The organism is Crossiella sp. S99.2, from assembly GCF_023094165.1.
Lineage (GTDB): Bacteria > Actinomycetota > Actinomycetes > Mycobacteriales > Pseudonocardiaceae > Crossiella.
The window spans coordinates 69,436-94,998 of record NZ_JALMDK010000005.1; the positions used below are offsets into that span (position 1 = coordinate 69,436).

25 protein-coding genes are annotated in these 25,563 nt (G+C 69.6%); 12 read left to right on the top strand and 13 right to left on the bottom strand.

All coding sequences use genetic code 11. The features are described from left to right. Positions 1–28 precede the first annotated feature (28 nt). Together MZC64_RS20100 and MZC64_RS20105 are read left to right on the top strand one after the other, a co-directional pair. Positions 29–922 (top strand): methylenetetrahydrofolate reductase, encoded by an 894-nt coding sequence (locus tag MZC64_RS20100; RefSeq protein ID WP_247758826.1) that lies wholly within the window; start codon positions 29–31, stop codon positions 920–922. A gap of 162 nt (positions 923–1,084) precedes the next feature. After that, entirely contained in the window at positions 1,085–1,321 is a 237-nt protein-coding gene (locus tag MZC64_RS20105; protein WP_247758825.1) for a hypothetical protein, read from the top strand. Here the strand turns inward: MZC64_RS20105 and MZC64_RS20110 are convergent, their stop codons facing one another. After that, complete coding sequence (locus tag MZC64_RS20110) at positions 1,322–1,705, bottom strand: RidA family protein (protein ID WP_247758824.1); 384 nt, start codon at positions 1,703–1,705, stop codon at positions 1,322–1,324. It lies immediately after the preceding gene. A 433-nt stretch (positions 1,706–2,138) separates the two neighbouring features. On the opposite strand from MZC64_RS20110, the gene MZC64_RS20115 reads away from it, so the two are divergent. Continuing rightward, a complete protein-coding gene (locus tag MZC64_RS20115) occupies positions 2,139–3,125 on the top strand; it encodes an AraC family transcriptional regulator (RefSeq protein ID WP_247758823.1) in 987 nt (328 codons plus the stop codon). Positions 3,126–3,135: 10 nt separating this feature from the next. Here MZC64_RS20115 and MZC64_RS20120 read toward each other — a convergent pair whose 3' ends face one another. Continuing rightward, positions 3,136–3,807 carry a DUF3153 domain-containing protein gene (locus MZC64_RS20120; protein WP_247758822.1) on the bottom strand — a complete coding sequence of 224 codons (672 nt, stop codon included), beginning with the start codon at positions 3,805–3,807 and terminating at the stop codon, positions 3,136–3,138. Positions 3,808–3,901: 94 nt separating this feature from the next. On the opposite strand from MZC64_RS20120, the gene MZC64_RS20125 reads away from it, so the two are divergent. Then, entirely contained in the window at positions 3,902–5,587 is a 1,686-nt protein-coding gene (locus tag MZC64_RS20125) for a DUF885 domain-containing protein (protein ID WP_247758821.1), read from the top strand. Positions 5,588–6,162: 575 nt separating this feature from the next. On the opposite strand, the gene MZC64_RS20130 is transcribed toward MZC64_RS20125, so the two are convergent. Beyond that, positions 6,163–6,732 (bottom strand): GNAT family N-acetyltransferase, encoded by a 570-nt coding sequence (locus MZC64_RS20130; protein ID WP_247758820.1) that lies wholly within the window; start codon positions 6,730–6,732, stop codon positions 6,163–6,165. Positions 6,733–6,962: 230 nt separating this feature from the next. On the opposite strand from MZC64_RS20130, the gene MZC64_RS20135 reads away from it, so the two are divergent. The 4 genes from MZC64_RS20135 (at position 6,963) to MZC64_RS20150 (ending at position 10,773) form a co-directional block, all read left to right on the top strand. Continuing rightward, the gene (locus tag MZC64_RS20135) at positions 6,963–7,406 is read left to right on the top strand and encodes an SAV_6107 family HEPN domain-containing protein (RefSeq protein WP_247758819.1); all 444 of its coding nucleotides are present in this window, start codon (positions 6,963–6,965) and stop codon (positions 7,404–7,406) included. Further along, positions 7,403–8,173, top strand: coding sequence for a maleylpyruvate isomerase N-terminal domain-containing protein (locus tag MZC64_RS20140; protein ID WP_247758818.1), 771 nt, complete (start codon positions 7,403–7,405; stop codon positions 8,171–8,173). Before MZC64_RS20135 ends, MZC64_RS20140 begins: the two co-directional genes overlap by 4 nt. Positions 8,174–8,267: 94 nt before the next feature. Then, on the top strand, positions 8,268–9,017 hold the full coding sequence (locus MZC64_RS20145; protein WP_247758817.1) for a MerR family transcriptional regulator: 750 nt from the start codon (positions 8,268–8,270) through the stop codon (positions 9,015–9,017). 226 nt (positions 9,018–9,243) lie between these two features. Further along, positions 9,244–10,773 carry a TROVE domain-containing protein gene (locus tag MZC64_RS20150; RefSeq protein WP_247758816.1) on the top strand — a complete coding sequence of 510 codons (1,530 nt, stop codon included), beginning with the start codon at positions 9,244–9,246 and terminating at the stop codon, positions 10,771–10,773. Between the two features lie 49 nt (positions 10,774–10,822). Here MZC64_RS20150 and MZC64_RS20155 read toward each other — a convergent pair whose 3' ends face one another. From MZC64_RS20155 to MZC64_RS20170, 4 genes are all read right to left on the bottom strand, one after another. Then, positions 10,823–12,451 (bottom strand): FAD-dependent monooxygenase, encoded by a 1,629-nt coding sequence (locus MZC64_RS20155; protein ID WP_247758815.1) that lies wholly within the window; start codon positions 12,449–12,451, stop codon positions 10,823–10,825. Positions 12,452–12,505: 54 nt separating this feature from the next. After that, positions 12,506–13,120, bottom strand: a complete 615-nt coding sequence (locus MZC64_RS20160) for a TetR/AcrR family transcriptional regulator (protein ID WP_247758814.1) — start codon at positions 13,118–13,120, stop codon at positions 12,506–12,508. 56 nt (positions 13,121–13,176) lie between these two features. Next, positions 13,177–14,322 (bottom strand): response regulator transcription factor, encoded by a 1,146-nt coding sequence (locus tag MZC64_RS20165; RefSeq protein ID WP_247758813.1) that lies wholly within the window; start codon positions 14,320–14,322, stop codon positions 13,177–13,179. 166 nt (positions 14,323–14,488) lie between these two features. Beyond that, positions 14,489–14,689, bottom strand: coding sequence for a hypothetical protein (locus tag MZC64_RS20170; RefSeq protein WP_247758812.1), 201 nt, complete (start codon positions 14,687–14,689; stop codon positions 14,489–14,491). Between the two features lie 214 nt (positions 14,690–14,903). Between MZC64_RS20170 and MZC64_RS20175 the strand changes: the two genes are divergently transcribed. Then, entirely contained in the window at positions 14,904–15,539 is a 636-nt protein-coding gene (locus tag MZC64_RS20175; protein ID WP_247797725.1) for a GntR family transcriptional regulator, read from the top strand. Beyond that, the gene (locus tag MZC64_RS20180; RefSeq protein WP_247758810.1) at positions 15,536–16,543 is read left to right on the top strand and encodes a 1-aminocyclopropane-1-carboxylate deaminase; all 1,008 of its coding nucleotides are present in this window, start codon (positions 15,536–15,538) and stop codon (positions 16,541–16,543) included. The genes MZC64_RS20175 and MZC64_RS20180 overlap by 4 nt, the downstream gene beginning before the upstream one ends. Positions 16,544–16,568: 25 nt before the next feature. On the opposite strand, the gene MZC64_RS20185 is transcribed toward MZC64_RS20180, so the two are convergent. Beyond that, on the bottom strand, positions 16,569–17,282 hold the full coding sequence (locus tag MZC64_RS20185; RefSeq protein ID WP_247758809.1) for a TetR/AcrR family transcriptional regulator: 714 nt from the start codon (positions 17,280–17,282) through the stop codon (positions 16,569–16,571). Positions 17,283–17,384: 102 nt separating this feature from the next. Between MZC64_RS20185 and MZC64_RS20190 the strand changes: the two genes are divergently transcribed. Continuing rightward, positions 17,385–18,773, top strand: coding sequence for a serine hydrolase (locus tag MZC64_RS20190; protein WP_247758808.1), 1,389 nt, complete (start codon positions 17,385–17,387; stop codon positions 18,771–18,773). A gap of 230 nt (positions 18,774–19,003) precedes the next feature. On the opposite strand, the gene MZC64_RS20195 is transcribed toward MZC64_RS20190, so the two are convergent. Both MZC64_RS20195 and MZC64_RS20200 read right to left on the bottom strand, forming a co-directional pair. Continuing rightward, the gene (locus tag MZC64_RS20195) at positions 19,004–19,519 is read right to left on the bottom strand and encodes a hypothetical protein (protein WP_247758807.1); all 516 of its coding nucleotides are present in this window, start codon (positions 19,517–19,519) and stop codon (positions 19,004–19,006) included. Positions 19,520–19,536: 17 nt separating this feature from the next. Continuing rightward, entirely contained in the window at positions 19,537–20,253 is a 717-nt protein-coding gene (locus MZC64_RS20200; RefSeq protein ID WP_247758806.1) for an endonuclease/exonuclease/phosphatase family protein, read from the bottom strand. A gap of 86 nt (positions 20,254–20,339) precedes the next feature. Here MZC64_RS20200 and MZC64_RS20205 point away from each other — a divergent pair, with 86 nt between their 5' ends. After that, complete coding sequence (locus tag MZC64_RS20205; protein ID WP_247758805.1) at positions 20,340–21,971, top strand: recombinase family protein; 1,632 nt, start codon at positions 20,340–20,342, stop codon at positions 21,969–21,971. Positions 21,972–22,326: 355 nt separating this feature from the next. Here MZC64_RS20205 and MZC64_RS20210 read toward each other — a convergent pair whose 3' ends face one another. Genes MZC64_RS20210 through MZC64_RS20220 form a run of 3 tightly spaced genes read right to left on the bottom strand, consistent with a single transcriptional unit; the run spans position 22,327 to position 25,186 of the window. Beyond that, entirely contained in the window at positions 22,327–24,498 is a 2,172-nt protein-coding gene (locus MZC64_RS20210; protein WP_247758804.1) for a hypothetical protein, read from the bottom strand. After that, positions 24,495–24,887 carry a hypothetical protein gene (locus MZC64_RS20215; protein ID WP_247758803.1) on the bottom strand — a complete coding sequence of 131 codons (393 nt, stop codon included), beginning with the start codon at positions 24,885–24,887 and terminating at the stop codon, positions 24,495–24,497. Before MZC64_RS20215 ends, MZC64_RS20210 begins: the two co-directional genes overlap by 4 nt. Beyond that, complete coding sequence (locus MZC64_RS20220; RefSeq protein ID WP_247758802.1) at positions 24,842–25,186, bottom strand: WhiB family transcriptional regulator; 345 nt, start codon at positions 25,184–25,186, stop codon at positions 24,842–24,844. Before MZC64_RS20220 ends, MZC64_RS20215 begins: the two co-directional genes overlap by 46 nt. Positions 25,187–25,563 lie beyond the last annotated feature (377 nt).

A 25,563-nucleotide genomic window follows, 5' to 3' on the forward strand; every position in this document is an offset into this window, starting at 1 on the left:
CCGGGTGCCCGGCCAGTAACCTTGGCGTATGACGTCGGTGGTGGATCGGCTGTGCTCGGCACGGCCCTCGTTCTCGGTGGAGTTCTTCCCGCCGGGGGATGAGAACGCGGAACGACAGCTGTGGCGCTCGATCCGTGATCTGGAACCCCTGGAACCCAGCTTCGTCTCGGTCACCTACGGCGCGGGCGGCACCAAGCGGGACCGCACCATCCGGATCACCGGCCGCATCGCCGCCGAGACCACGCTGACCCCGGTGGCGCACCTGACCGCGGTCAACCACTCCATCGCCGAACTGCGCAACATCATCGGCTGGTACGCCTCGGCCGGGGTCACCAACGTGCTCGCGCTGCGTGGTGACCCGCCCGGCGACCCGCACGGCGAGTGGATCCCGCACCCCGAGGGCATCGCCTACGCCGAGGACCTGGTCCGCCTGGTGCGCGGGCTCGGCGACTTCTGCGTCAGCGTGGCCTGCTTCCCCAACGGCCACCCGCGCTCGGCCAGCCTGGACGCCGACGCGGACTTCCTGGTGCGCAAGTTCGAGGCGGGCGCGCAGTACGCGGTGTCCCAGACGGTGTTCCGGGTCGAGGAGTTCCTGCGGCTGCGCGACCGGGTGGCCGCACGCGGCATCGACGTGAGCAAGGTCCCGCTGCTGCCCGGCCTGATGCCGATCACCTCGGTCAAGGGCGTGCGCCGGATGGCCGAGCTGTCCGGCGACCCGATCCCGGCCGAGGTGCTGTCCCGGATCGACCCGATCGCCGAGGACCCGGCCGCGGTGCGCGAGGAGGGCGTGCGGATCGCGACCGAGCTGTCCCAGCGGCTGCTCGCCGAGGGCGTGCTGAACCTGCACTACTACACGCTGAACAAGTCCACCGCGACGCGTGAGGTGCTGGAGAACCTGGGATTGGTACCCGCCAGAGCGTGAATGGTCGGCCCTATGGTCCGCACGGACCGTAGGGCCGACTGGTCCACTCAGGTGCAGCCGTTCGTCGCATCCGGTCTCCTTGTGATGAACGGATACGGTGAATGCCGTTGCGCCACATGACTTTCGCTAAGGTCAACACACCCGGCGAAAGGTGGTGCCCCGTTGTCGATCCACCACCTGACCGCGCCGCCGACCGCACCGGACATCCAGCCGTTGTTGTCAGACCAGGCGCAGTTGACCATCGTGCTGGTGGTCTGGGTCGCGGTGGCGGTGATCCTGGCGGTGGTGGTGGCGCGCTCCTGCTGGCGGCGCAAGCGGGCGGACCGGCGCTCACGGGCCGATGACGCGGGCCCGTTCATCCGGTTGATGCCACCGGAACCGGACACCAAGGCCAGCTGATCAGCTCAGCCGGGCGTCCACCTCGATCTCGATCCGCGCCCGTGGGTCCAGCAATCCGCCCACCAGCATGGTGGCGGCCGGCCGGGCCTGGCCAAAAGCCTTGCGCAGCAACGGCCAGCACGGCTCGAAGTCGGCGCGGTCGGGCAGCAGGTAGCGGACCCGGACCACCTGCTCGAAGGTGCAGCCCGCCTCGCCCAGCGCGTGCTCGATGTTGCGCAGGCACTGCTCGGCCTGGTCGAGGACGCCCTCGGCGATGGTCATGGTCGAGTAGTCGAAGCCGGTGGTGCCGGAGACGTAGACGTGGTCGCCGACCACGACGGCCCGCGAATAGCCGACCTGCGCCTCGAATGTGGACCCGCTGGAGATGATCCGTCGTTCGCTCATGGGATCGAGGCTAGGGCTTGCGCGGAGGAGGCACTAAGGGGTTTCCGGGGGCCCCGGACGGTCGTGCAGGCGCCAGGCGTGGCGTTGCCTGGCGCCTGGTCACGCCGACCGGGGCGTGGGGCGGCGACCCTGGCCGCGGGAGTCGGCCCACCGGGTCGCTGGCGCAGTGGCCCGGCGTGGGATCCGGGCGCCTGGCCGTCGGGCACCGAGGACCACCTGCAGGTCCCCGACCGGCCTTGCCGTCCGGATCTGTGTCGCCGCCATGGTTGTCGCCTTCCGGTCGCGACGCGCACACCCCCAGTGGTCCGCGTCGTGCAGCGAAGGTATTCCGGGCGCTCCGGCGGGTAAATCCACTTCGCGACAGGATGGGTGCCGCATTCCGGACAACCAGCGCCAGGGCTGGGACGTCCTCGTTAGGGCACGGGGAGTCAGCATGATCTTGTTCGAGGGCCGGGATGTCGATGAGGTGCACGAGGTGGTCAGCAACCACTTCGCGCCGCATCGGCTCCGGGTGGTGGCGAACCAGCCCCTGGCGGGGCGGTTCACGGCGGTGCACGTCGGTGCGGTGTCGGTGTTCGAGCTGGGCTATGGCGCCGATGTCGAGGTGCGGCCGGGGGAGATGCCCGACATCTACAACGTGCACGTGCCGTTGAGCGGGCACGGGGAGTTGCGGGTGGACAACCTGGCGGTGGGCACCGAGAGCAGTGTGGTCGGGCCGGGGCAACGGTTGCGGATGCGCTGGAGCGGGGACAGCAACACGCTGATCCTGCGCTTCGCCCGCGCCGCCATCGACGAGGCGCTGGCCACCCGGCTCGGCGACCTGCCAGCCACGCCGACCCGGTTCGACCCGGAGATCCGGGCCGCGGCCCAGTCCTGGCTGGTGGCCATGCGCGCCTTCGCCGACAACGCCGCGGCCGGGCTGTTCGCCCGCTCCCCGCTGGCCGCGGCGCACTTCGAGCAGATGCTGGTGCACGGCCTGCTGGACACCCAGCCGCACACCCTGAGCGAGGCGCTGGCCGAACCGGGCCGCCCCGAGCTGCCGCAGGTGCTGCGCCGGGCGATGGCCTACTGCGAGGAGCACGCGGCCGAGCCGATCACCCCGGCGCACATGGCGGTGGCCGCCAGGGTCGGTGTGCGTTCGCTGCAACGCGCCTTCCGCAGCCACCTGGACACCACGCCGCTGGCCTACCTGTACCGGATCCGGCTGGACCGGGCGCACCAGGACCTGCTGGCCATCGCCGAGGGCCGGGCAGGCGGGTCGGTGACCGAGGTGGCGCTGCGCTGGGGGTTCACCCACCTCGGCCGGTTCTCCGCGCAGTACCGCCAGGTCTACGGGCACCCGCCGGTGCGCACCCTGCGGCCGGCGGATCGGTTGCGGGACAACGTCCGCGAGTTCCCGCGCTCGGCCACGGCCGGCTGAGGCGGGGCGGTCAGCCCACCGGGTCGAGCCGGGCCACGTACCGCCGGTGCGCGACGAAGGCCAGCACGTACACCAGCAGCGCCACCCCGCCGGAACCGCCGGCGACCACCATCGCCCAGTACTGCCAGGACTCGGTGCGCTGGTCGGCGTAGGAAACCGTGGCGGCCAGCTCGGTGATCTCCCCGGCCTTGGGGGACCAGGCGATGCCGTTGGCGACGTGCCTGCCGTTGGTGCTGGCGATCCGGCCGGGGAAGTTGATCCGCAGCTGCACGTCGGTGCGCTCCGGGGCCAGCGAGGTGAGGTCGACCGAGCCGGAGAGCGTGACCAGTCCGCCGGAGCGGCGTAGCTGCAGCCGGTAGTTGGTGGACATCAGGTCGGTGGCCGAGGAGAGCAGGCGCAGCTCCTCGAAGGTCAGCCCGTTGAAGAACAGCTGCGAGCCGGCGTAGCCCTCCCGGCTGTGCGGCAGCACCCGCACCCGGCTGGCCAGCTCGGCGGGCACCTTGAGCTGGGGGCCCAGGTCGCCGTCGCGGGCGGGCAGGGTGAGCAGCACCAGTTCCCCGGAGACCCGGTCGTCCTCGGTGACCGCCATGGTCAGCGAGGCGCGCACGCAGCCGGAGAGGAACAGCACGCACAGCAGCCCGAGCAACGGCAGGGCGACCAGTCGCGGGCGGGACAGGGGCACCGCGCCATCCTGCCAGCCGTTCGGGTGAGCTGTCCTTGACCGCGCACAAGAACTCGAAAGCGTCCGCCCGGACCCGCCCGGTAGCGTCCGCTGCATGTCCGCGACCGAAGGCGTCCACCAGATCAGCGAGCGGTATGTGCGAGACCTCGCCGCGCTCGACCCGAACACCGCCACCTACCTCGGTGTCCCTGGTCATGACGACAAGCTCACCGACTATTCGCCGGATGGCCATGGCGCCCGCGCCGAGCTGGCCCGCACCGCCCTGCGCGACCTGCGCGCCGCCACCGCCGCGGACGCCGACGAGCAGGCCGCCAAGGACGTGTTCCTGGAGCGGGTCGGGCTGACCGTGGAACGGCACGAGGCCGGCCTGGACGTCAGCGAGCTGAACGTCATCGCCAGTCCCGTGCACGAGCTGCGGCAGACCTTCGACCTGATGCCCAGCGACACCGCGGCGGACTGGGCGGTGATCTCCACCCGGCTCGGCGGCATGCCGGTCGCGCTGGAGCAGGTGCGCGCCGCGCTGAGCCACTCCGCCGCGCACGGCCGCACCTCCGCGCTGCGCCAGGTCCGCCGGGTGGCCGAGCAGTGCGAGACCTGGGCCGGCCGCCGCGGCGGGGAGTCCTTCTTCAGCACCATGGTCGCCGCCGCCGAACAGGTGCAGGGCGTCTCCGCGGCGCTGACCGGCGAACTGCGCGCGCACGCCGAGTCCGCCTCGGCCGCCTACGCCGACTTCGGCCGCTTCCTGCGCGAGGAACTGGCCCCCAGCGCGCCGGAGAAGGACGCGGTCGGCCTGGAGGTCTACCAGCTCTCCTCCCGCTTCTTCACCGGCGCGGAGCTGGACCTGCAGGAGGCCTATGACTGGGGCTGGGAGGAGTTCTCCCGGATCGAGGCGGAGATGAAGCAGGTGGCGGGCCGGATCCGCCCCGGAGCCACCCTCGCCGAGGCCGCCGCGGCACTGGACGCCGACCCGCGGTACCGGGTGCACGGCCAGGACGCCTTCCAGCGCTGGATGCAGGAGCTGTCCGACCGGGCGCTGACCGAGTTGCGCGGCGTGCACTTCGAGATCCCGGACCGGCTGATGAAGCTGGAATGCCGGATCGCCCCGCCCGGCGGCACCGTGGGCGCCTACTACACCGGCCCCACCGACGACTTCTCCCGCCCCGGCCGCATGTGGTGGTCAGTCCCCGCGGACAAGGAGGAGTTCTCCACCTGGCGCGAGGTCTCCACCGTCTACCACGAGGGCGTGCCTGGCCATCACCTGCAGATCGCCACCGCGGTGGCCGAGGCCGAGCGCCTCAACCGCTTCCAGCGCCTGCTCTGCTGGGTCTCCGGCCACGGCGAGGGCTGGGCCCTCTACGCCGAGCGCCTGATGCGCGAACTCGGCTACCTCGACGACGACGGCAACCTGCTGGGCATGCTCGACGCCCACCTGTTCCGTGCCGCCCGGGTGATCGTCGACATCGGCATGCACCTGGAACTCCCCATCCCCGCGGGCTCCGGCTTCCACCCCGGCGAACGCTGGACCCCGGAACTGGGCCTGGAATTCCTGCTCACCAGAACCATCACCGACGCCACCCACGTCCGCGACGAGATCGACCGCTACCTGGGCTGGCCCGGCCAGGCCCCCTCCTACAAACTCGGCGAACGCCTCTGGCTCCAAGCCCGCGACGAAGCCAAACAACGCGAGGGCGCCGACTTCGACCTCAAGCGCTTCCACGAACGAGCCCTCAAAATGGGCGCCATGGGCCTGGACCTCCTCCGCACCCGCCTGGGCGCCTAACCCCACCCACAACGGCCAACACACCGTCCATTCCGGCCAACACTCCGGCAAGGGTTCAACCCGACCGGAGTGTTGGCCGTTGTCGTACGCCACGTTGGCCGTTGTGGGCGGGCGAAGCTCAGGACAGAGGGATGGCCTCGCCGGCCGGGCAGACCACCGGAGGGGTGGGGCAGATCAAAAGCCGGGTCCAGCAGGTTGCGGGGCTGGGCAGGCTGCCGGCTCAAGACCCAGCGTGGCTCCGAGGGCTCGTGTCTTCTCCGCACGGCCTTCCGCCAGCCAACCACGCCCCGATGAGCGGCCCCCGTCACGTTGGGAGGCAAGGGTTACGCAGGTTGCCGGGGCCACTCCTCGGGGTGTGGTCTGCATGCTCCAGGCCGTACGGAGAAGACACGAGAACCCTCGTCGTGGGGTTTCACCCCCACTCCGCCCCACAACGGCCAACTCGCCGTCCACAACAGCCAACTCGCCGTCCATAACGGCCAATCCGGCGTCCACAACAGCCAACTCGCCGTCCATAACGGCCAATCCGGCGTCCATAACGGCCAACTCGGCGTACGACAACGGCCAACACTCCGTCAGAGTGGCAGTGCCCGTCCCAGGACAGCGAAGGGGCGAGGGTCGCCGGTGAAGGTGTAGTGGCGCAGCACGTCCTGGAAACCCAGGCGCCGGTACAACTTCCACGCCCGGGACGGGCCCTCTGGGGTGGACAGCAGCACCGTTCCCGAGCCGGTCCGGGTCATCAAGCCCCGCAACAACTGCTCGCCCAGCCCCTTGCCCTGCGCGTCCGGCCGCACGTGCAGCTCGGTCAGCTCGAAGTAATCGCCCATCCACTGGTGTACCTGCTCCGGCGCCGCCACCGCGGTCAGTCCCCGCCGGACCTGCTCATGCCACCACTGCCCGCTGGCGCCCCGGTAGCCGTAGCCGATCCCGGCCAGCGTGCCCTGCTCGTCGAAGGCGCCCACGCAGCGCCAGCCCACCCGGACCATGTGCGCCAGCCACATCGGGGCCCGCTGCTGCACGGTGCTCGGCGGGTATCGCATCGCCGCCACGTACAGCGCCAGGGCCTCACCCAGGCGCAGGCGGAGGTCGTCGGCGGTCAGCTCGACGACGGTCTCGCTGATGCCGGGATGCTCTGCTGCGCTCACCGTCCCATCAGACCATGACCTGCCGCCCCCGCGGTGTTCCGCCCCACGTCGAGATGGGTTGAGCATTGTCGGTGCCCCAGGCTAGGGTGGAGTCGTTCGAACGCATGTTCGAGAGATCATGTGTTCGGGCCAAGCCGGGCGGCGGGGTGGGGGAAGCACCTCGCCGCCCGGCGCCGCCGGCTTCCCCTCGGCGGAGTCGTCCTTTGTGGTGACGTTCTGAGGAGGCCGTGATGTCTGTCCCCGTCCACTTCCCGATCCAGCGGCGCAACTCTCCCGAGCTGCCCTACCGGCCGCGCACGGGTCCGGTGGCCGCGGCCGGTCTGCTCGCCCAGGCCCAGCGTGGCCTGGACACAGCCCGCAGGGAACCGCAGCCCGCCGAGCGCTACGCCGTGGCGCACCTGGCCGCACTGCGCGCCGCCGCCTCGGTGCTGGCCATCCGGGCGCGTCCCCGCCCGGGCAAGAACCGTCCGACCAGCGTCTGGGTGTTACTTGCCGCCGCAGCCCCTGAGCTGCGGGAATGGGCTGCCTTCTACGCCTCGGGCGCCCATCGCCGGGCGCAGGTGCAGGCCGGGATCACCCGGCTGGTCACCCAGCGCGACGCCGATGACCTGCTCCGGCAGACCGAGGACTTCCTCGTGCTCGCCGAGCGGGTCCTGCACGAGGCAGACAGGTGAGCGGGCAGGCACTCATCGACCCGGCCCGATTGCTCGACGTCCTGGAGAACGAGGGCGAACTGCTCGCCGTCTGCGCGGCCGAGGCGGACCTGACCAGCACCGTGCCCGCCTGGCCACGGCGCACCCTCGGCGAGGCGGTCCGCGCGGCCGCGCTCGGCTACCGGCTCGCGCTGAGCTGGCTGCGCACCGGGGCGCCGCCCCTGCTCACCAGCGAGGAGGACGAACCGGAGGACCCACTGCCCGACCAGGTGCGCGCCGGACTGCGCGCCCTGGTCGGCGAACTGGCCGGGCACGACCCGTACGCGCCCTGCCCGACCTGGTGGCCCGCCGATTCCAGCTACGGGTTCTGGCGGCGGCGGATGGCGCACGAGAGCACGCTGCACCGGGTGGACGCCCAGTCCGCCGCGGGCAGTCCGCTGCTGGAGATCGCGCCCGAGTTCGCCGTGGACGGGGTGGACGAGGCCCTGCAGCTCTGGCTGGGTTACCGGCTCGGGCGGCTGGGCATCACCGGCCCGCAACGCGGCACGGTCGGCCTGCGCACTGGCGGCCACGCCTGGCTGGTGCACACCGGACCCGAGGGCACGGTGGCCGAGCGCGTCTCGGCCACCGAGGCCGCGGGCGCGGACGGCCTGGTCACCGGTGAGCCCATGTCGGTCTACCTGTGGCTGTGGGGCCGCGTCCCGGACCGCACGGTCACCCTGGCCGGCAGCCGGGACGCCACCGCCCAGCTCTGGGCGCTGCTCCGGCTGGCCACCACGGCCGGGTGAACCGGGTCACCTTCTTCCGTCTTCGCGGTTGACCTTGACGCTGCGTCAACTTCTACCGTTGCTCTCACCGAACGACGACGAGAGGTGAGCGGCGATGGAGTGGTCGATCCAGGACATCGCCCGCTCGGCGGGCACGACCAGCCGCACGCTGCGCCACTACGGCGAGCTGGGGCTGCTGCCGCCCAGCCGGGTGGGGAGCAACGGTTACCGGTACTACGACCAGGACTCCCTCGTGCGCCTGCAACGCATTCTGCTGTTGCGGGAACTCGGCCTGAGCCTCCCGATGATCACCGAGGTGCTCGACGGGCAGCGGGACACCGCCGCCGCGTTGCGCACCCACCTCGAACTGCTGGAGCAACAGCGCAGGCGGATCGGGCGGCAGATCGAGTCGGTGCGGACCACGTTGCGGAAGACGGAAGAAGGTGAAGAACTGATGGCTGCCGAGGTTTTCGACGGCTTCGACCACACGAAGTACGAGCAGGAAGTGACTCAGCGCTGGGGCAAGGAGACCTACCAGCGCGGTGACCGATGGTGGCGCGGACTCGGCGCGGACGGCCGCCAGGCCCACCTGGACGAGCAGATCGCGATCGGCACCGCGCTGGCCCAGGCCGCCGCGGCGGGCCAGGACCCGGGCGAGGCCGAAGTCCAGGCCATCGTGGCCCGGCACTACGACTGGGTGGTCGCCGGCTGGCAGGGCAGGCGACCCACCGCGGAGCAGTTCCGCGGGCTCGGCGAGATGTACGTCCAGGACGAGCGGTTCACCGTGAACTACGAGAAATTCGGCACGGGCGTGGCCGAGTTCATCCGGGACGCGATGGCGGTCTACGCCGACCGCCTGCGGTAAATCGGTTGGGGCGCTTGAGCGTTCCGGCTAATGTTCTACACGTGCCCGGTGCGCAGGCAACGGTTACTTCCACTCGTAACGGCGGGGTCGCGGGTTCGAATCCCGCCCAGGTTCCGGCCTGGTAGCTCAGCTTGGTAGAGCACGTGTACCGTCGCCGACTTGGATCTCGGGCACACCTAATCTTGTTTTTTCGTTATCCCACAAGGAAATCCCCGGGGGGTGTTCCATGAGCAAGTTCAACCTGCTGACGCGGCTGCGTCCGCGCACGCACCAGGGCGGTATCGCCTACAAGCGGGACACCCGCACCGAGCTTTTCCTGCTGGCCATCAGCAATCTCGTCGGCGAGACCTCGTGCTACGAGCAGGCCCAGGACCGTGACAACCGTTACGCCGCACTGGTTCGCGCCGCCACCCTGGCCGATCCGGAGTGGACGGCGCGGCTGCTGGCCTGGCTGCGCACCTCGGCGAACCTGCGGTCCGCGGCCCTGGTGGGCGCGGCCGAGTTCGCCAAGGCCCGCCTGGACAACGGCCTGCCCGGCCAGTCCCGGCAGGTGATCGACTCGGTGCTGCGGCGTGCGGACGAACCCGGTGAACTGCTGGGCTACTGGACCGCGCGGCACGGCCGGGCGATCCCGAAGCCGGTCAAGCGCGGCATCGCGGACGCGGTGCGGCGGCTCTACGACGAGCGTTCCGCGCTCAAGTGGGACTCGGTCGGCCGGGACTACCGGTTCGCCGACGTGCTGGAGCTGACCCACCCGGCGCCGCTGGACCAACGCCAGGGCCTGCTGTTCCGTCGGCTCATCGACGAGCGGCACGGCCGCGCGGGCGAGCCGGCCGGACTGCCGGTGCTGCGGGCCCGCCAGGCCCTGACCGCGTTGCCGGTCGAGGCCAGGCGCGCCAAGCTGACCACTGATCCGGCCCAGGCCGTCGCCGACCTCCGCGAGGCAGGCATGACCTGGGAGGCGGTGGCCGGCTGGCGGCAGGGTCCGCTGGACGCGGCGGCCTGGTCGGCGGTGATCCCGTCCATGGGCTACATGGCGTTGCTGCGCAACCTGCGCAACTTCGACCAGGCCGGGATCAGCGACCAGGACGCGGCCTGGATCGGCGCGAAGCTGGCCGATCCGGCGCAGGTGGCCAGGTCCAAGCAGCTCCCGCTGCGTTTCCTCTCCGCCTACCGGGCGGCCGGGGAACGCTGGTCGGGCGTGCTGGACACGGCGCTGGGGCACTCGCTGGCCGCGGTGCCGCGGCTGTCCGGCCGCACCCTGGTGCTGATCGACACCTCCTACTCGATGACCGACTCGTTCTCCCGTGACGGCACGCTGAAGCGGTGGGACGCGGCGGTGGTCTTCGGCCTGGCCCTGGCGGCCAGGGCGGCGCGTCCGACGGTGGTGTCCTATTCGGACGAGAGCCGGGTTTTCCCGGTCCGCCCGGACGAGCCGGTGCTGCGTGGCGTGCGGCGCTGGCAGGAGGAGGGCTACTTCCTCGGTCAGGGCACCGACACGGTCGGCGCGCTGCGGACGCACTTCCGCGGGCACGACCGGGTGGTGCTGCTCACCGACGAACAGCACGGCCAGGGCGACGTGCACACCGCCGTCCCGGCCCGGGTTCCGCTCTACACCTGGAACCTGGCCGGTTACGCCACCGGCCACACCCCGGTGAGCCAGCCTGGCCGGCACACCTTCGGCGGCCTGTCCGACCGCTCGTTCGACCTGCTGACCCTGGTGGAACGCGGCGAACGCGGGGACTGGCCGTTCTAGGCCCGGTGGACCGAGCGATCACGGGGATCGCTCGGTCCACTGTGGACGGTCATCGCATCGGCTTGCCGAACCAGGTGGCCAGCGCCCGGCGCAGCGACTCCGCCGCGCCGGGCGTGTCCGCGTTGCCTGCCCAGGCCACGTAGCCGTCCGGCCGCACCAGCACGACCCCGACTTCCCCAAGCCCGGCCCCGGTGCCTGCCTCTGAGCGCACCCCGGCTGAGGCGCCCAGTGCGGTCGGCTCGGCATCTTCGCTCTGCCGAGTCGGCTCCACGTCCTCCTCTTCCAGCTTCGCCGGCACCACGTCCACCCAGTCCCTGGCCACCGCGGCCAGTTCCGGCGCGTCCGCCAGCGTCAGCAACAGCGGCCGGGCCGCGCGCATCAGCTCGGCCACCCTGGTCGGCCCGTCCTCGGTGCGCAGGGACACATCCGGCAGCCAGCGCCCGACCAGCGGATGCGGGTCCTCGACGCCCATGTCGTAGCGGATGTCCGCGCCCGCCATGAGTTCCGCGATCCGCCGGGTCACCACCGGCTCGGTCAGCAACTCCTCGAACAGCTCGCGCGCCGCGGTCACATTCGGCCCCGGCGAGACCAGCGCGGTCTGCGCCCTGGTGTGCATGAGCACCCGCTCGCCGACCGGGAACCGTTCCCGTTCATAGGAATCCAGCAGTTCCTCGCCCGCGCGGCCGGTGATCACGGCGGCCAGTTTCCAGCCCAGGTTCAGCGCGTCCTGCAGGCCCAGGTTCAGCCCCGGCCCGCCCATCCCGGAGTGCACGTGCGCGGAATCGCCGACCAGCAGCACCCGGCCCTCGCGGTAGCGGTCGGCCTGCCGGGAGTTGATGCCCGCGGTGGTGCAGTCCGGCTCATCCATCCCTGCCACCGCGCGCATCGGGATGTCCGTGCCGAGCACCCGGCCCGCCGCGGCGCGCAGTCCGGCCAGTCCGCTCTCCGCCTCGTCCCGGTGCCATTCCATGATGAACACCCGGTAGTGGCCGGGCTCGAACATGCCGTAGGCGAACAATCCGCGTTCGGTGCGCCGGAAACTGGCCGGGTACAGCCTGCCGATGCCGGGCACCTCCAGCTCGCCGGTGCCGGGCACCGCCACCGGCTCCTCGATGACCACACTGCCCATCCAGCCAGTGAAACTGTCGTCGGTGATGCCGGGAAAGCCGATGCCGCAACGCTTCCGGATCGTGCTGCGCCCGCCGTCCGCGCCAACCAGGTAGCGGGTGCGGATCTCCTGCTCGCCGTGCGGCGTGCGTACGGACAGCGTGACGCCCTCGACGTCCTGGCTGAGGTCGGTGACCTCGTGCTCGCGCCGGATCTCCACCCCGAGTTCCCGCGCGCGTTCGGTGAGCAGCGCCTCCATCTTCGCCTGTGGCACCATCATCACCCGCAACGGATGATCGTCCACAATGGACAAATTCAGTAACATCGCGCCGAACTGGAAGAACGGCGTGCGCGGCGCGGGGCCAGGCGTGCCGCTGAACCGCTCGTACAACCCGCGATAGTCGAGAGCCTCGATGACCCGGCCGACCAGTCCGTTGGCCTTGGGTTCCAACGAGGGTTCGGCCAGTCGTTCCAGCAGCACCGGCCGCACGCCGGCCAATGCCAGTTCGCAGGCCAGCAGCAACCCGTTGGGGCCGCCGCCTGCGATGACCACGTCGTGCTGTTCTGCCACGGTGTCCTCCCTTGCTCTTGCCAGCTGGACAAGGGCACGGGGGGAGGAAAGTCGTTACGGCGCGGGAAGTCCGGCGGAGACCTGGGCCAGCGCGTCGGCGATCAGCGGGATCACCGGCTGCGGCGGATCGGAGTGCAGCCAGATCTCGGTGGCCACCCCGATCGCCGAACTGACCGCGCCCGCCACCAGCCGCGGGTACAGGTCGTGCCCGATGTCGGTGCCGGTGCGCTCGGCGATGGCCAGCGCGAACTCGTGATCGGCCAGCGCGCTGGCCTTGAGGAACTCCCCGGTGAGACTGGGGTCCTCGGTCATCAACCGCACCCCGGCCTGCCACACCGGGTCCGGCGGTTTCTGTTCCAGCGCCCGGAAATGTCCGAGCACCGACTCGGTCAGCGCTTCCCACAACGGCTGCCCGGCCGGGCATTCCCGGAAGCGGACCGCGATCTGCCGGGCCCGCTCCAGATGCCGGGAGGCGATTGCCTCCGCCTTGCTGCCGAAGTAGTTGTTGAAGGTCCGCGCGGACACCCCGGCCTCCGCCGCGATGTCCTCGACCAGCACATTCTCCAGTCCGCGCTCGACCGACAGCTTGATCGCGGCCCAGCTCAGCGCGTCCCGGGTGGCGGCCTTCTTTCGCTCCCGCAGCCCGGGTTCCGGCTTCGCGCTGTCCATGGGGAAACCGTAGCGAGGAACATGCGGGGCGCGCAAGTTTTCGGGTCACGCAGTTTTTAGTCGTCCATATCGTCCAGCTGCCGCAGCAGGCTGGCGGCGTGCCCGTACCCGGCGCTCGGCCTGATCTCGGTCGAGGTCCTGGTCCGGGCCTGCGGCCGGTAGAGGTAGCCGACGCCCCTGGCCGAGACGATGCAGGCGCTGCCCAGCGCGGTGGTGTCCAGCTTCGAGCGCAACCGGGACACCGCGAACTTGACCCTGCTCGTCGCGCCCTCGCCGCCCGGGTCCTCCCAGGCGTGCCCGACCAGCTTGTCCAGCGGTTGCACCGCGCCCGCGTTGCGCGTCAACAGTTCGAGCAGCCGGAACTCGATCGGGGTCAGGGGCAGCCGGACGCCGTCCACGTGTGCCTCGCGCCGCAGCGAGTCCAGCCGCAGCAGCCCGTCGTCGTAGACCTCGGCGGCCCACTGCCGCGCGGACTCGCGCTGGAGCAGGCGGGTGATCCGGGCGAGCAGTTCGCCGACCGCGAACGGCTTGACCAGGTAGTCGTCGGCGCCACTGGTCAGGCCCACGATGCGGTCGTTGATCCCGTTGCGCGCGGTGACCACGATGACCGGCACATCGCTGACACCGCGGAGCTGACGCAGCAGCCGGAAGCCGTCCATGTCCGGCAGCCCGAGGTCGAGCAGGACCAGGTCGGGCCGCCACCCATAGGCCGCACGCAGCCCGTCCAGGCCAGTGCGCTCGGTCGTGACCCGGAAACCCCGGCTGCCGAGGCTGAGCCGCAGTGCCTCGGCCACCCGCACGTCGTCCTCGATCAGCAGGATGCGTGCCGAGGACTGAACCGGGGCCTGGGGCGCTTCGGCCGCGGCCGGGTCCGGCCCGGCCAGTCGGGTGACCTCGACCGCGGTGGCCGGCACCCCCTGGTTGATCAGGAACAGCAGCGTGACCTCATGGCAGCGGCCGCAGACCCGGAACCGGCGTTCGTGCACCGCCAGCTCGAATTCCGCGTCTCGTGGGCAGGAATGCCCGGCGAGCCCGGTCGAGCAGCGTCGCGCCTGCTCCTCGGCTTCGGCCTTGCGGAGCCGTTCCCTGGCCCGGCGTGCGGCGGAGCGGCAGGTGTCCGAGCAGAACCGCCGCGGCCGGCCCGCCTCGGGCGCGGGCGGCAGCGGCTTGGCGCATTCCGCGCACTCCGCCGCCTCGCTCATCGCACCCCCCTCCCTCCAGCACATCATGATCCGGGCGCGCACGAAACCCGTTCCGTGCCGGGCCCCAGGGTGCGATCCGGTTGGCATCGCTTGGCAATCGAGCGTGTTCGTTGTTTCCTGGACGAGGAACCCGGCCGCCGCAAGACGGCCGGGCCCACCTCGGGTGTCAGGGCCGCCTGTGCTCGCCAGCCTCAACGGTCATCTCACCCAGCACGATGAGCGCCCTTGTCGTCAGGACAAGGGCCTCGTCATTTCTCAGGGCTGCCACCGCCTCCAGCAGCTGGAGCACGGTGCGCAGTCCTCGCCACCACCACAGGTCCGGCTCGGTGTCCCGAGCCGAGCCGTCCGGTTCCGGCGTACGCCCCATCAACTACCTCCTCCCGGCCGCGACCGCGGCCCTCGCGAGTTGTCGCGACCCGCCCGCGCTGGCGGCGCCGCCGGAGGAGTGGGCCGAACCGCGCGCTCCCCGTCACCCGTAGTGACAAGTCCACGGTGGCGGGGCCGGGGAAGTGGATCCAGCTCGGGCAATGAACGTAGCCAGGCCCGCGTGCTACGGTGCCGGTATGCAATATATTAGTCGGGTGGACCGGTCGCTGTTGCGGGACCGCGCGCTGACCGCCATCCGCCGGGCCATCGTGGTCGGCGACCTGCCGCCCGGCTCGCCGGTCCGCGACGTGGACCTGGCCGAACGCCTTGGCCTGTCCCGAACCCCGGTGCGCGAGGCGCTGGCGCGGCTGACCGACGAGGGCCTGATCGAGAGTAAACCGCACTCCTACACCCGGGTCACCGCGGTGGATCCGGTGGCGGTGCGGGACGCGCAGGTGGTGGTGCAGGCCATGCAGGCGGTGGCCACCCGGCTGGCCGTGCCGCGTTTCGGCCCGGCCGAGCTGACCGCGATGCGCGCGGCCAACGAGCGCTTCGCCGCCGCGCTGGCCGCCGGTGATCCGCTGGGTGCGCTGACCGCGGACGCGGAGTTCCACGCGGTCGCGGTCAGCACCTGCGGAAACGTCGCGGTGGCCGCCACCATCGAGCGGTACCTGCCGGTACTGCAACGGGTGGTGCTGCTGCGATTCGACTCGCTCGCCGGGCGCGATTCGGTGCGCATGCACGAGCAGATCATCCGCGCCTGCGCCGCCGCCGAGGCCGGCCGGGCCGCCGAACTGGTCGAGGCCAACTGGGCCGCCCTGAACACCCACGACGACGGGAGCAGCACGTGAGTCTGGCGAATTTCCCCCGCTATCCGCTGTTGTTCGGCCCGTCCCCGGTGCACGAGCTGACCCGCCTCACCCGGCACCTGGGCGGCGCCCGGATCTGGGCCAAGCGTGAGGACTGCAACTCCGGCCTCGCCTACGGCGGCAACAAGATCCGCAAGCTGGAGTACCTGGTGGTGGACGCTCTCGCACAGGGCTGCGACACCCTGGTCTCCATCGGCGGCGTGCAGTCCAACCACACCCGCCAGGTGGCCGCGGTCGCCGCGGTGACCGGGATGCGCGCGGTCCTGGTCCAGGAGGACTGGGTCGAGCACGACACCCCCGGCTACGCCCAGGTGGGCAACCTGCAGCTGAGCCGGTTGCTGGGCGCGGACATCCGGCGGTCCAAGGCGGGCTTCGACATCGGCCCGCGCCCCAGCTGGGAACAGGCCCTGGCCGAGGTCCGCGCCGAGGGCGGCACCCCGTACGCCATCCCGGCCGGCGCCAGCGACCACCGCCTGGGCGGCCTCGGTTTCGCCCGCTGGGCCCAGGAAGTGGTGAACCAGGAACGAGAACTGGGCATTTTCTTCGACACCATCGTGGTCTGCTCGGTCACCGGCTCCACCCACGCCGGCATGATCGCCGGCTTCGCCGCCGCCGGCGGCCCGCCGCGCCGGGTGATCGGCATCGACGCCTCCGCCACCCCCGAGGCCACCCGCGACCAGGTCCGCCGCATCGCCGAGGGCACCGCGTCCTTGCTGGGCACGGAAATCCCGGCGGACGCCCTGATCCTGGACGAGCGCTACCACGCGGGCGTCTACGGCCTCCCGGACGAGCAGACCCTGGCGGCGATGCGGGTGGCGGCCCGGATCGAGGGCATGATCACCGACCCGGTGTACGAGGGCAAGTCCATGGCCGGCCTGCTGGACCTGGTGTCCCGCAAGGAGATCGCCCCGGATTCGACGGTGTTGTACGCGCACCTGGGCGGGCAGCCCGCGCTCAACGCGTACCCGGAGCTGTTCGCCAGCTGACCGCGACCTCGCCTGGCCGCCGGTCCTAGCCCAGCCGGGCGGCCAGGCCGTCCAGGACCCGCCGCAGGCCGTAGTCGAAGCGGTCCTCCCGCGGCTGGTCCTGGCTCCGGTACAGCGCGGTCAGCTCGGCCAGCCGCGGATACGGCGCCATCGCCCGCTCCGCGGTCTCCCGCAACCCCTCCGCCCACTCCGCCTCGTCCTGCCCGCTGCGCGCCAGCGTGGTCAGCCAGGCCGCCTCGCTGGTGCTGATGCCGATCACGTACGCCGCCACCACGCTCAGCGCCTGGTCCGCCTCGGGCAGATCGAAACCGGCGGCCAGGTACACCGCGAGCATCCGGTCGTTGAGCCGCATCACGTTGGGGCCCAGGTAGGACAGCCCGACCTGGCCCAGCACCGAGGCCAGCCACGGGTGCCGCAGGATCACCGCGCGCATGCTGTGCGCGCAGGCCGTGGCCCCCGCCCGCCAGTCCAGGTCCGGATCCGGGATCTCGATCTCGCCGTAGACCTCGTCCACCACGAGTTCGATCAGCTCGTCCTTGTTGGCCACGTGCCGGTACAGCGAGGTCGCGCCCGCGCCCAGGCGTGCGCCCAGGTTGCGCATGCTCAGGGTGTCCAGGCCGTCGGCGTCCAGCAGCCGGACCGCCTCGGCCACGATCTGCGCCCGGCTCAGCGCCGGTTGCTCGCGGGTGCGCCGCGGACGGGTCCACACCGACAGGTTCGGCTTCTGCTCTGCGGCCATGCCCGCAGGCTAGCGCACAACGTACGCAGTTGCGTCTCTGCTCGCGCTGTGCGTACAGTGTGCGCAACAACGGAACATCGTTCGCAACCTGGGGAGAATCCGATGACCTTCGACCTCGCGCACTGGCAGACCCGCCTCGACCAGCTCCGCGCCGACCACCAGGTGCCGGGCGCGACCCTGGCCGTGCTGGTGGACGGCCGGATCCACGAACTGGCCAGCGGCGTCCTGCATCGCGGCACCGGCGTCACCGCCACCGCCGACTCGCTGTTCCAGCTCGGCTCGGTCGCCAAGGTCTACACCGCGACCCTGGTGATGCGGCTGGTCGAGGCGGGCAAACTGGACCTGGACGCCCGGGTGATCGACGTGCTGCCCGGGTTCACCGTCGCCGACCCGGTGGCGGCCGGGACGGTCACCGTCCGCCAGCTGCTCAACCACACCAGCGGCCTCAGCGGCGACTTCAGCCTGGACACCGGCCGCGGCGACGACGCCCTGGCCGGCTACGTCGCAGCCTGCGCCGACCTCGGCCAGGACTTCCCGCCCGGCGCGGCTTTCGCCTACAGCAGCAGCGGCTACAACGTGCTCGGCCGGATCATCGAGGTCATCACCGGCCTGACCTGGGACGAAGCCCTGCGCACCCTGCTGCTGGAACCGCTGGGCCTGACCCACTCGGTGACCCTGCCCGAACAGGCCCTGCGCTTCCGCACCGCCATCGGCCACGAAGGCCCCCAGGGCGAAGCGCCCACCCCGGTCCCGGTCTGGAACCTGATGACCCGCAACGCCGGCCCCTACGGCGGCGCCCTGTGCAGCAGTGCCGCCGACCTGGTCCGCTTCGCCCAGCTGCACCTCAACGACGGCCGTACCCCCGACGGCACCCGCCTGCTGTCCACCGCCACGGTCACCGCCATGCAGAACCGCGAGGTCGAGGTCCCCGACAAGTGGACCGTCAGCTCCGACGCCTGGGGCCTGGGCTGGACCCTCTACGACTGGGACGGCACCCCCGGCTACGGCCACGACGGTGCGGGCACCGGCCAGTTCGCCTACCTGCGCGTCATCCCCGGCACCCGAGTGGCGGTGGCCCTGCTGACCAACGGCGGCGACGCCCGAATCCTGTACGCGAACCTGTTCCGCGAGCTGCTGGCCGAGATCGCCGAGGTGCGGATGCCCGCGCCGTTCGGTCCGCCCGCGCGGCCGCTGGTGGTGGATGTGGCGCGGTTCGCGGGGACGTATCGGCGGGAGGGCGTGGAGATCACGGTGACCGCGCGGGATGGGGTGGCGCGGCTGGTGTATCGGTTCGTGGGTGGGATGGCGGTGTACTCGGATGCGCTGGAGATGGAGTTGACGGCGGTGTCGGAGTCAGCGGGGGTGTCGGTGTTCGCGGGGCCGGGGACTGGGACGTTCAGCGGGGATTGGATGCCGGTGGTGTTCAGCCGGCTGCCGGATGGGACGGGGTGTGTGTACGTGGGTGCTCGGGCGACGCCGAAGATCGCCTGATCGGGTGGATCGGGGCGGCCGGGCCGGCGGGACAGTTCGGTGGAGCGCGGACCACTCCGCGGAGCGCGGACCACTCCGCGTATCCGGCAGGACCCCGCTGGCCGGGTATCTCGGTCGCCCCGAGCCCCGAGCCCCGAGCCCCGAGCCCCGAGCCCCGAGCCCCGAGCCCCGAGTTCCCGGTTGTCCGGCCGGGCAGCGGTGGGGCGGCGGCGGGTGAGCAGTGCGGGGCCTCAGCCGGTGGGCTGGACGTTCTGCCGGGCCTCGGTCGCGGTGGTCGGCGCCGGGAAGGGCAGCGGGCTGGTGTCGGGGCAGGCCGTCGGGTGCGCGCCGCCCTCGGGACGGCCCGGCTTGCCGAACTCCAGGGTGAAGCAGCGACGGGCGGTGGCCTCCGGGGGGCCGGAGCGGCGGTCGCCGGTCATCCAGTTGCTGCGCCAGCCCTCGCCGGTGACCCGGACCAGCAGGGAGACGCCGCCCACGGCCCGGTCCACGCCCTCGGTGCGCAAGACCTGCACGCCTGGCTGTTCGACGGCCAGGCGGGCGTGCTCGGTGACGCCGGACAGGCGCATCCGGGCCAGCTGGTCGCCGAGGGCGGTGGCGCGGCGGGTGGCATCGGCTTCCGCGTTCTCCTGGGCGCCGGTGCCGTCGAACAGCCCGGTGAACAGCCACACCGGTACCGCCAGCAGTGCCGCGGCCACCGCGAAGATCGCCAGCCCCCCGGCGACCGAGTTGGTCGTGCGTATCCCCATGGGGAAATTTTGGCGGGTCAGGCGGTGAAGCGGAAGGTGCTCACCACCGCTGCGTGATCGGAAGTCCACTCGTTGTCGCGATGGTTGGGCACCGGCTTCGGGGTGCCGACCACCACCGCGCGGGAGTCCAATACCTGCAGCGGCCCCTTGACGTGGATGAAGTCGATCCGGTCCTGGGGCTCGGCCTTCCCCGCCTGGTCGTTCCAGGGGTAGACCGGGGACCAGGTGTTGCCCGGGGCGCGGGCCGGGTCGGGATGGGCGGCGCGGTAGGAATCGGTCAGCCCGGCCTTGGCGACCTCCCGGGTGGTGGGCCAGTCCAGCGCGTAACCGCAGTGCGACTTCCGGGTGGCGCGGGTCCAGTCCAGGTGCGAGGGCGAGTTGAAGTCACCGGCCAGGATCACCGGTGTGCGCCCGGACTCGGCCAGCTCATCCCGCAGCTCGGCCAGGATGTCGCGGATCTCCTGGGGACGCTGGGACTCCTCCTCTCGACGCAGGATCTGCTCGTTGGTCATGCCGGCGTGGCACGCGTCGTACGGGCCGTACGGCGTGTAGTTCAGGTGCGCCGACCAGACCACCGCCTCCCGGCCACCGGGCAGCCGGATCCGGATCCCGGCGCCGCTGAGGGTTTTCCCGGCAGCGTTGACCGGCGCGTACTTGGCGATAATCGGGTGCCGGCTGATCAGGCCGAGGCTGTAGCTCGCCTGGTAGTGGTGCCAGCCGAGTTCCGCCGCCAACTCCTTGGCCGCGACGCTGTAGCTCCACTGCTGGTGTCAACTAACAACTACACTGACACCAGGCACTACCAGCGAGGATACGGCCGATGAGCGCACCCGCACCCCGAAAGCGACGCAGGTTCAAGCGGCAGGAAAGTAGCCGGAGACCGGCTATCCCATTTACTTCAGATGGTGATGCCGCAGTAGCCTATACCCGGCAGTCCGTCTACAGCGATGAGAGTACTTCCAGTTCGGTCCAGAAGCACGAAACACACCGATGGGCGAATGCTTATGGTGTTCCGATTGTTGCTTATGTTGAGGACCTGAGCGTCTCTGGTGATGTGGAACCTACTCAGCGAGCCGGGCTGAAGCAGTGGCTTTCTGATGCGCCTCCGAAGCCATGGAAGACGCTGGTAGTTTCCAAGCTGGACCGCTTGGTTCGTAACGTGATGGACGCGCTCCACTTGTTGAACTGGGTAAGGGAACGAGGCAAGCGGCTAGTCTGTATTGCAGAAGGAATCGACTCCAGTAACTCGATGTCCGAGTTCCTGATCACTATCATTGCCGCGTTCGCTCGGATGGAGCGCGAACGGATGAAAGAACGGTTTCGGGACGCGAAAGCAAAACTTAGGGAACAGGGGCGCTGGGCGGGAGAAGTTCACTCTTACGGCGTTATGCCGTTTGAACTGCCCGCAGGAGGTTGGGTTCTTGGGATTGACCAGTACGCCGTGAAGATTCTCCACTCTCTCTCTAAGCTGGCGAGATCAGGAAAAGGTCTCACTGAGATGTGCGAATGGCTGGAAGAAAACCAGGTGTTGACCCCGAGAAACCGGCAGCTTCAACTATCGGCAGAAAGGCGAGGGGCGGACCCGGCGACAGTCGAGCTGAAAGATGCCAAGTGGAGCACAACGTCACTCCGTAGCACGCTGCTAAACCCGGAACTTGTGGAACTCGGCATCTTCGAACCAGCAGAACAGGCGGAGATTTTTGCCCGACTCGAAGAGAAGGCGGCACGGAAGACACGTGGCAGTAACCAGCCGTACCCTTTCTCGGGCATCTTCGTGTGTCCGGATTGCCTTGAGCCTATGTGGCACCATCTGAGCCACGTGGACCGTACCCGCAAGGATGGATCTTTGGTCAGTGCCGACTATCGGTACTGGCACTGCGGCATAGGTCGCCATGGAACCAAGATTCGGGCGGATGTAATCGAGCCGTTGGCAGAGCAGGCTTTCTATAAGATTTTCTCCATGGTTCCCGTTCGAGAACGTATCGTGTTGCCGCCTACTAGTCATGCGAACGAGATAGCAAAGCTGGAAAGAGAATACGCCAAGATTATGGCTGGGGTGGCGCGCGCGAATTCGGCAGAAGACCGGCGCAGGATCATGGAAGATGGTAACAGGATTCTTTCCGATATCGACACACTTAGGTCCCTTCCTGTCGATCCCGGGGGAGTGCAATGGGTCCCGACTAATCGGACCTGGCAGGAAGAGCTAGAAGGAATGTCGCCCGAGGACCGGCGTCTGCGTTGGCTCGAACTCGGGTTTGCCTTTGCGGTGCAGAAACGAAAGGACGGCACATGGACTGCTGGCTGGCGTCTGCCGGACGGCTGGCGGGACGCAATGCCGGAACTCGCCCAGTGGCATGATCGAATCTCCGACAGTGGCGAAACTGTGGAGATTAAGGATTTACTTGACTGGCCAACGCCAGAATCCCCAGGGGCGGCAGACGGGAAGAGCTAGACCGGAAAGCTCATAGAGAGAGGGTCCCCTCAGCATATGCTGAGGGGACCCTCTCTCTATGAGGCCAGCAGAGTAATCGCCAACCCGGCTAGCTGAGCACTATTGGGGTGGGTGTGCAGACATAAGCACGTCGCACACCACAGTGATTCTGGCGGCCACCTCCTGAATATCTTCCCCTTCAACGATCACCCACAGCGTGCCTCCCGGTCCGGCCGTGAGCTTCGCCGAAACCTGGGCGGAGACCGGCCGTTGCCGATGCCGCCGTGAACCCTCCAGATCAGTTTCCAGATCGTGAACTTCTTCAACATCGCTGCTTCCCTGACTCGGTGTCGGTGTGGCGGTGGCCGGTGGCCGGTTACTGGTCGCTGCCACCACCCCCAGCCGGATCAGGGGGGCGCTCCGGACCGTCATCCGCCTTATCGCGATTCCGCGCTATGGCCTCGGCAACGTCGTCGGCTTTGACGACCATTGACCCATCGGACTTACGCGGCGGGACCCCGTTCTCATCCAGTACCGCACGAAGGTCACGGGCTGTCCAGGATTCGTACTGGTCCGGATTGTGTGCAACGAGTCGAGCAAGCACGGTCTGTGTCCGTACGCGCGCCTCTCCATCCATAACGCGGTGAATGTCGGCAAGGTGATCGACCGGTGCCGCTTCAATTTCTACCCGCATGCCCGTTGCGGCCAGCACGGGGCCGTGGTCAGCACGATGCGCCATAGCGCGGGCGACAATTGGCGTCACCATGTCTGCCCCGTCCTCAAAGGGCACGTAGAATGAGCGGATGAGTTCGAACACGTTGTCCGTCACCCCGACCGCCACACATGTACCCCGGTCGGTTCGCATCCGCAGTTCCGTAGCGCGAATCCCGGCCCGGTACTTCCCTGCTCCGAGTAGTCCGTCATTGGCAATGTGGTCGGCCACGGAGAACGCCACACCACACGAGATGTTCCGGGTCACTTCCTTGGGAATGCTGTCCTTAGTCGGGGACTGCGTCGCCAGCAACAGGACGATCCCATACTTGCGCCCACGCTTGATCAGGCGAACCGCGAGTTCTTCCGCCTTCTTTCCGTACTTCGGGTGCTGGAACAGCTCGTGACATTCATCGATCGACATGATCAGCGGGTGCAGGCCAAGCCGGGGCTTGTCGGCCAGCCTGCGAGAGACCTTCGGAGGTTGGCCCGGCTGTGCGCTCAAGACCTTGCCCCGCCGCTCCATCTCGCTCAGAAGGTCCTCAAGGGCCGCGACGGCGTCAGCGGCCACCGCGTCATCAGTGCCCACCCGATAGCGGCTCAGGCGCGGCCCTAGGGGCTCGAAATCGGGACTCTCGCCCATGACGTAGGCCCACAACTCAGCGGTCGGGTCCAGCGCCGCACCGAGCATCAGCACCCGGAGCACGTTGGTCTTGCCCTGGCCCGGCCTGCCGCCGACCAACCAGTTCGACTCGAACAATGGCGCGTTGATCACCACGCCGCGCTGGGTCAGTCCGAACGGCACCCCGTCGAACACGTCGGCGAACCCGTCATGGAGAAGTGGCCAGTCACCCGCACCGCCGGACAGCGTGCCCTTGTCGGCAACCCACAGGTCGAGCACCCCGTCTTCCTCGCCGGTGGTCGGCCAGGTCTCCAGTGCAGCGCGACCTAGGTTGGCGGCCAACACCTTCCGCCGGTCGGTCACCATCTCGGCCGTCACTCCCAGCGGCATCCGAAGCTGTGCGTGGGTGCCGTCTCCGTCCTTACGGGCCGCGACGGTATAGACGAGCTCGCCGCCCTTCTTGAGAAACGCATTCAGTGGCGCGATTCCAAGGTGCGCGAGTGCGCGCGAGATCATCCGTTCGTCCACCCAGGAATCACCGTCATCCCGGTCTGGTCGGGTTAGCCAGCCAGCGCCCGGGGTGCGGTCGCGGCCCTCCCAGATGGCGGCACCAACCAGGCCAGCAATCACCAGGCCCGGAAGCCACGACGACGCTGCGCTCAGCCCGTCGGAGATCCCATCCCGCACCCCGTACAGCGCCTGCAGCCATCCCGGCATGGCCACTCGGTCGACCACCTGGTCCAGCAGCACCAGCAGTCCCAGTAGGACAGTCACCACGGCCGCACCGACCACCGCCCGGCGTAGGGCGGTTCCTGCTTTGGCCCAACGGGTTCGGGCATCCGCCCGGATCAACTCCTGTGCCTCACGCCGTGCCTGGGAGTCTCCGGCTAGCCTGGCCGCCCGCGCGTCGGCCCGCAGATCGGCATAGGACAACCAGCGCCACGCCTTCCCCGTCCAGCGCCCTACCCCCCTGATCCCGAACCACACCAGCCGGACGAGATCCCGGGGTGCCTTGCGCACCCGATAAGCGAGCACCGACCGCGCCCAGACAACCGCCTCATGATCCGCCATCAGCCTTACCGCGGAACGAACCGCGGCCATGATCAAACTGCCAGCCGGCCGGATTCGCTCCGGCGGATCATGTTGTGCCGCAACGGTTTCGTCTTCCACTATCTCGGCATCGTGGATTTGTCGGACCAGTTCCCGTCGTGTCATCGGCGCTCACCACCCCGGTGCCTGCGGCGGGGCGCGCGTTCGTCCACAGTGGTCACGGTCAGTGCCCGCACCAACACCCACGATCCGAACAACGCGGGCACCACCAACGCGGCGGCCTTCGCCACGACCGGGCTGTCCGGGTGGGTCAGTGCGAGCCACTGAACCCCGGAGATCAGTAGCGCGCCGACCAAAGTCCGGCCCGCCAGCGAGAACAGCCGGACGCTCGAACGCGCGGCGTCAGCCTTCGCGCGGGCCCGCCGGTTCGAGGCCCGCCACAACCACACCAGGATCACCAGCACGGCCAGCCCGATCAGCGCGTGCTGCAGCGTCACGCTCAGCCCGGTCATGGCCGCCCGCCGTTCGCCGTGCCGTCGCGCCTGTCCAGCCATCGCAGGAACACCGCCCGCCTGTCGTCCTCGGCCAGTGCGCCCCATACCCCGGCCTGGGCGTAGCCGTGGGTGCGGAACTCCCATTCCAGGCATTCCCGCCGCACGGGGCATGCGGCACAGATCGGCGCGGCCAGCTCTCGATCAGCCCGGTCGTCCCCAGTCCACTCCGGCATGTCGCCGCTGGTGTTCAGCCAGCCACACGAACCAGACCGCCGTACCGCATCGGCCAATTCCTCATCCGGCACCGGCTCGAACACATCCAGCTCAGCGGCCACCTGATCAAACAGTTCCTCACTCACTGCGACTCACCCCCGTTGCGGGAGTCCGTCAGCTCTGCCACCGCGCAGGCCGGAACGAGCACCCTGCCCCGCAGTCGCACTACAGGCAGCGTGCCGACGCGGACAGCGCGGCACACATTCGCCTCGCTCATGCCGGTCAGCCATGCCACCTGGCTTACAGAAAGAAAAACAGAACGCGAGAACTTCATGATTGTGTGTCCTTTACTTGATTGTCCGGCCTGCGGATTCGCGGGCCGCTGCAATCAAGTAAGCCGCTGAGCGACACAAACCACTATGTCGGATGCGGAATATCCGTATGCCCCCTCCGATATATCGCAGGTCAGAGGACTGCTCGCAGATCTGGATATGCCGAGAAAAAATATCTGGCCGCCGATATT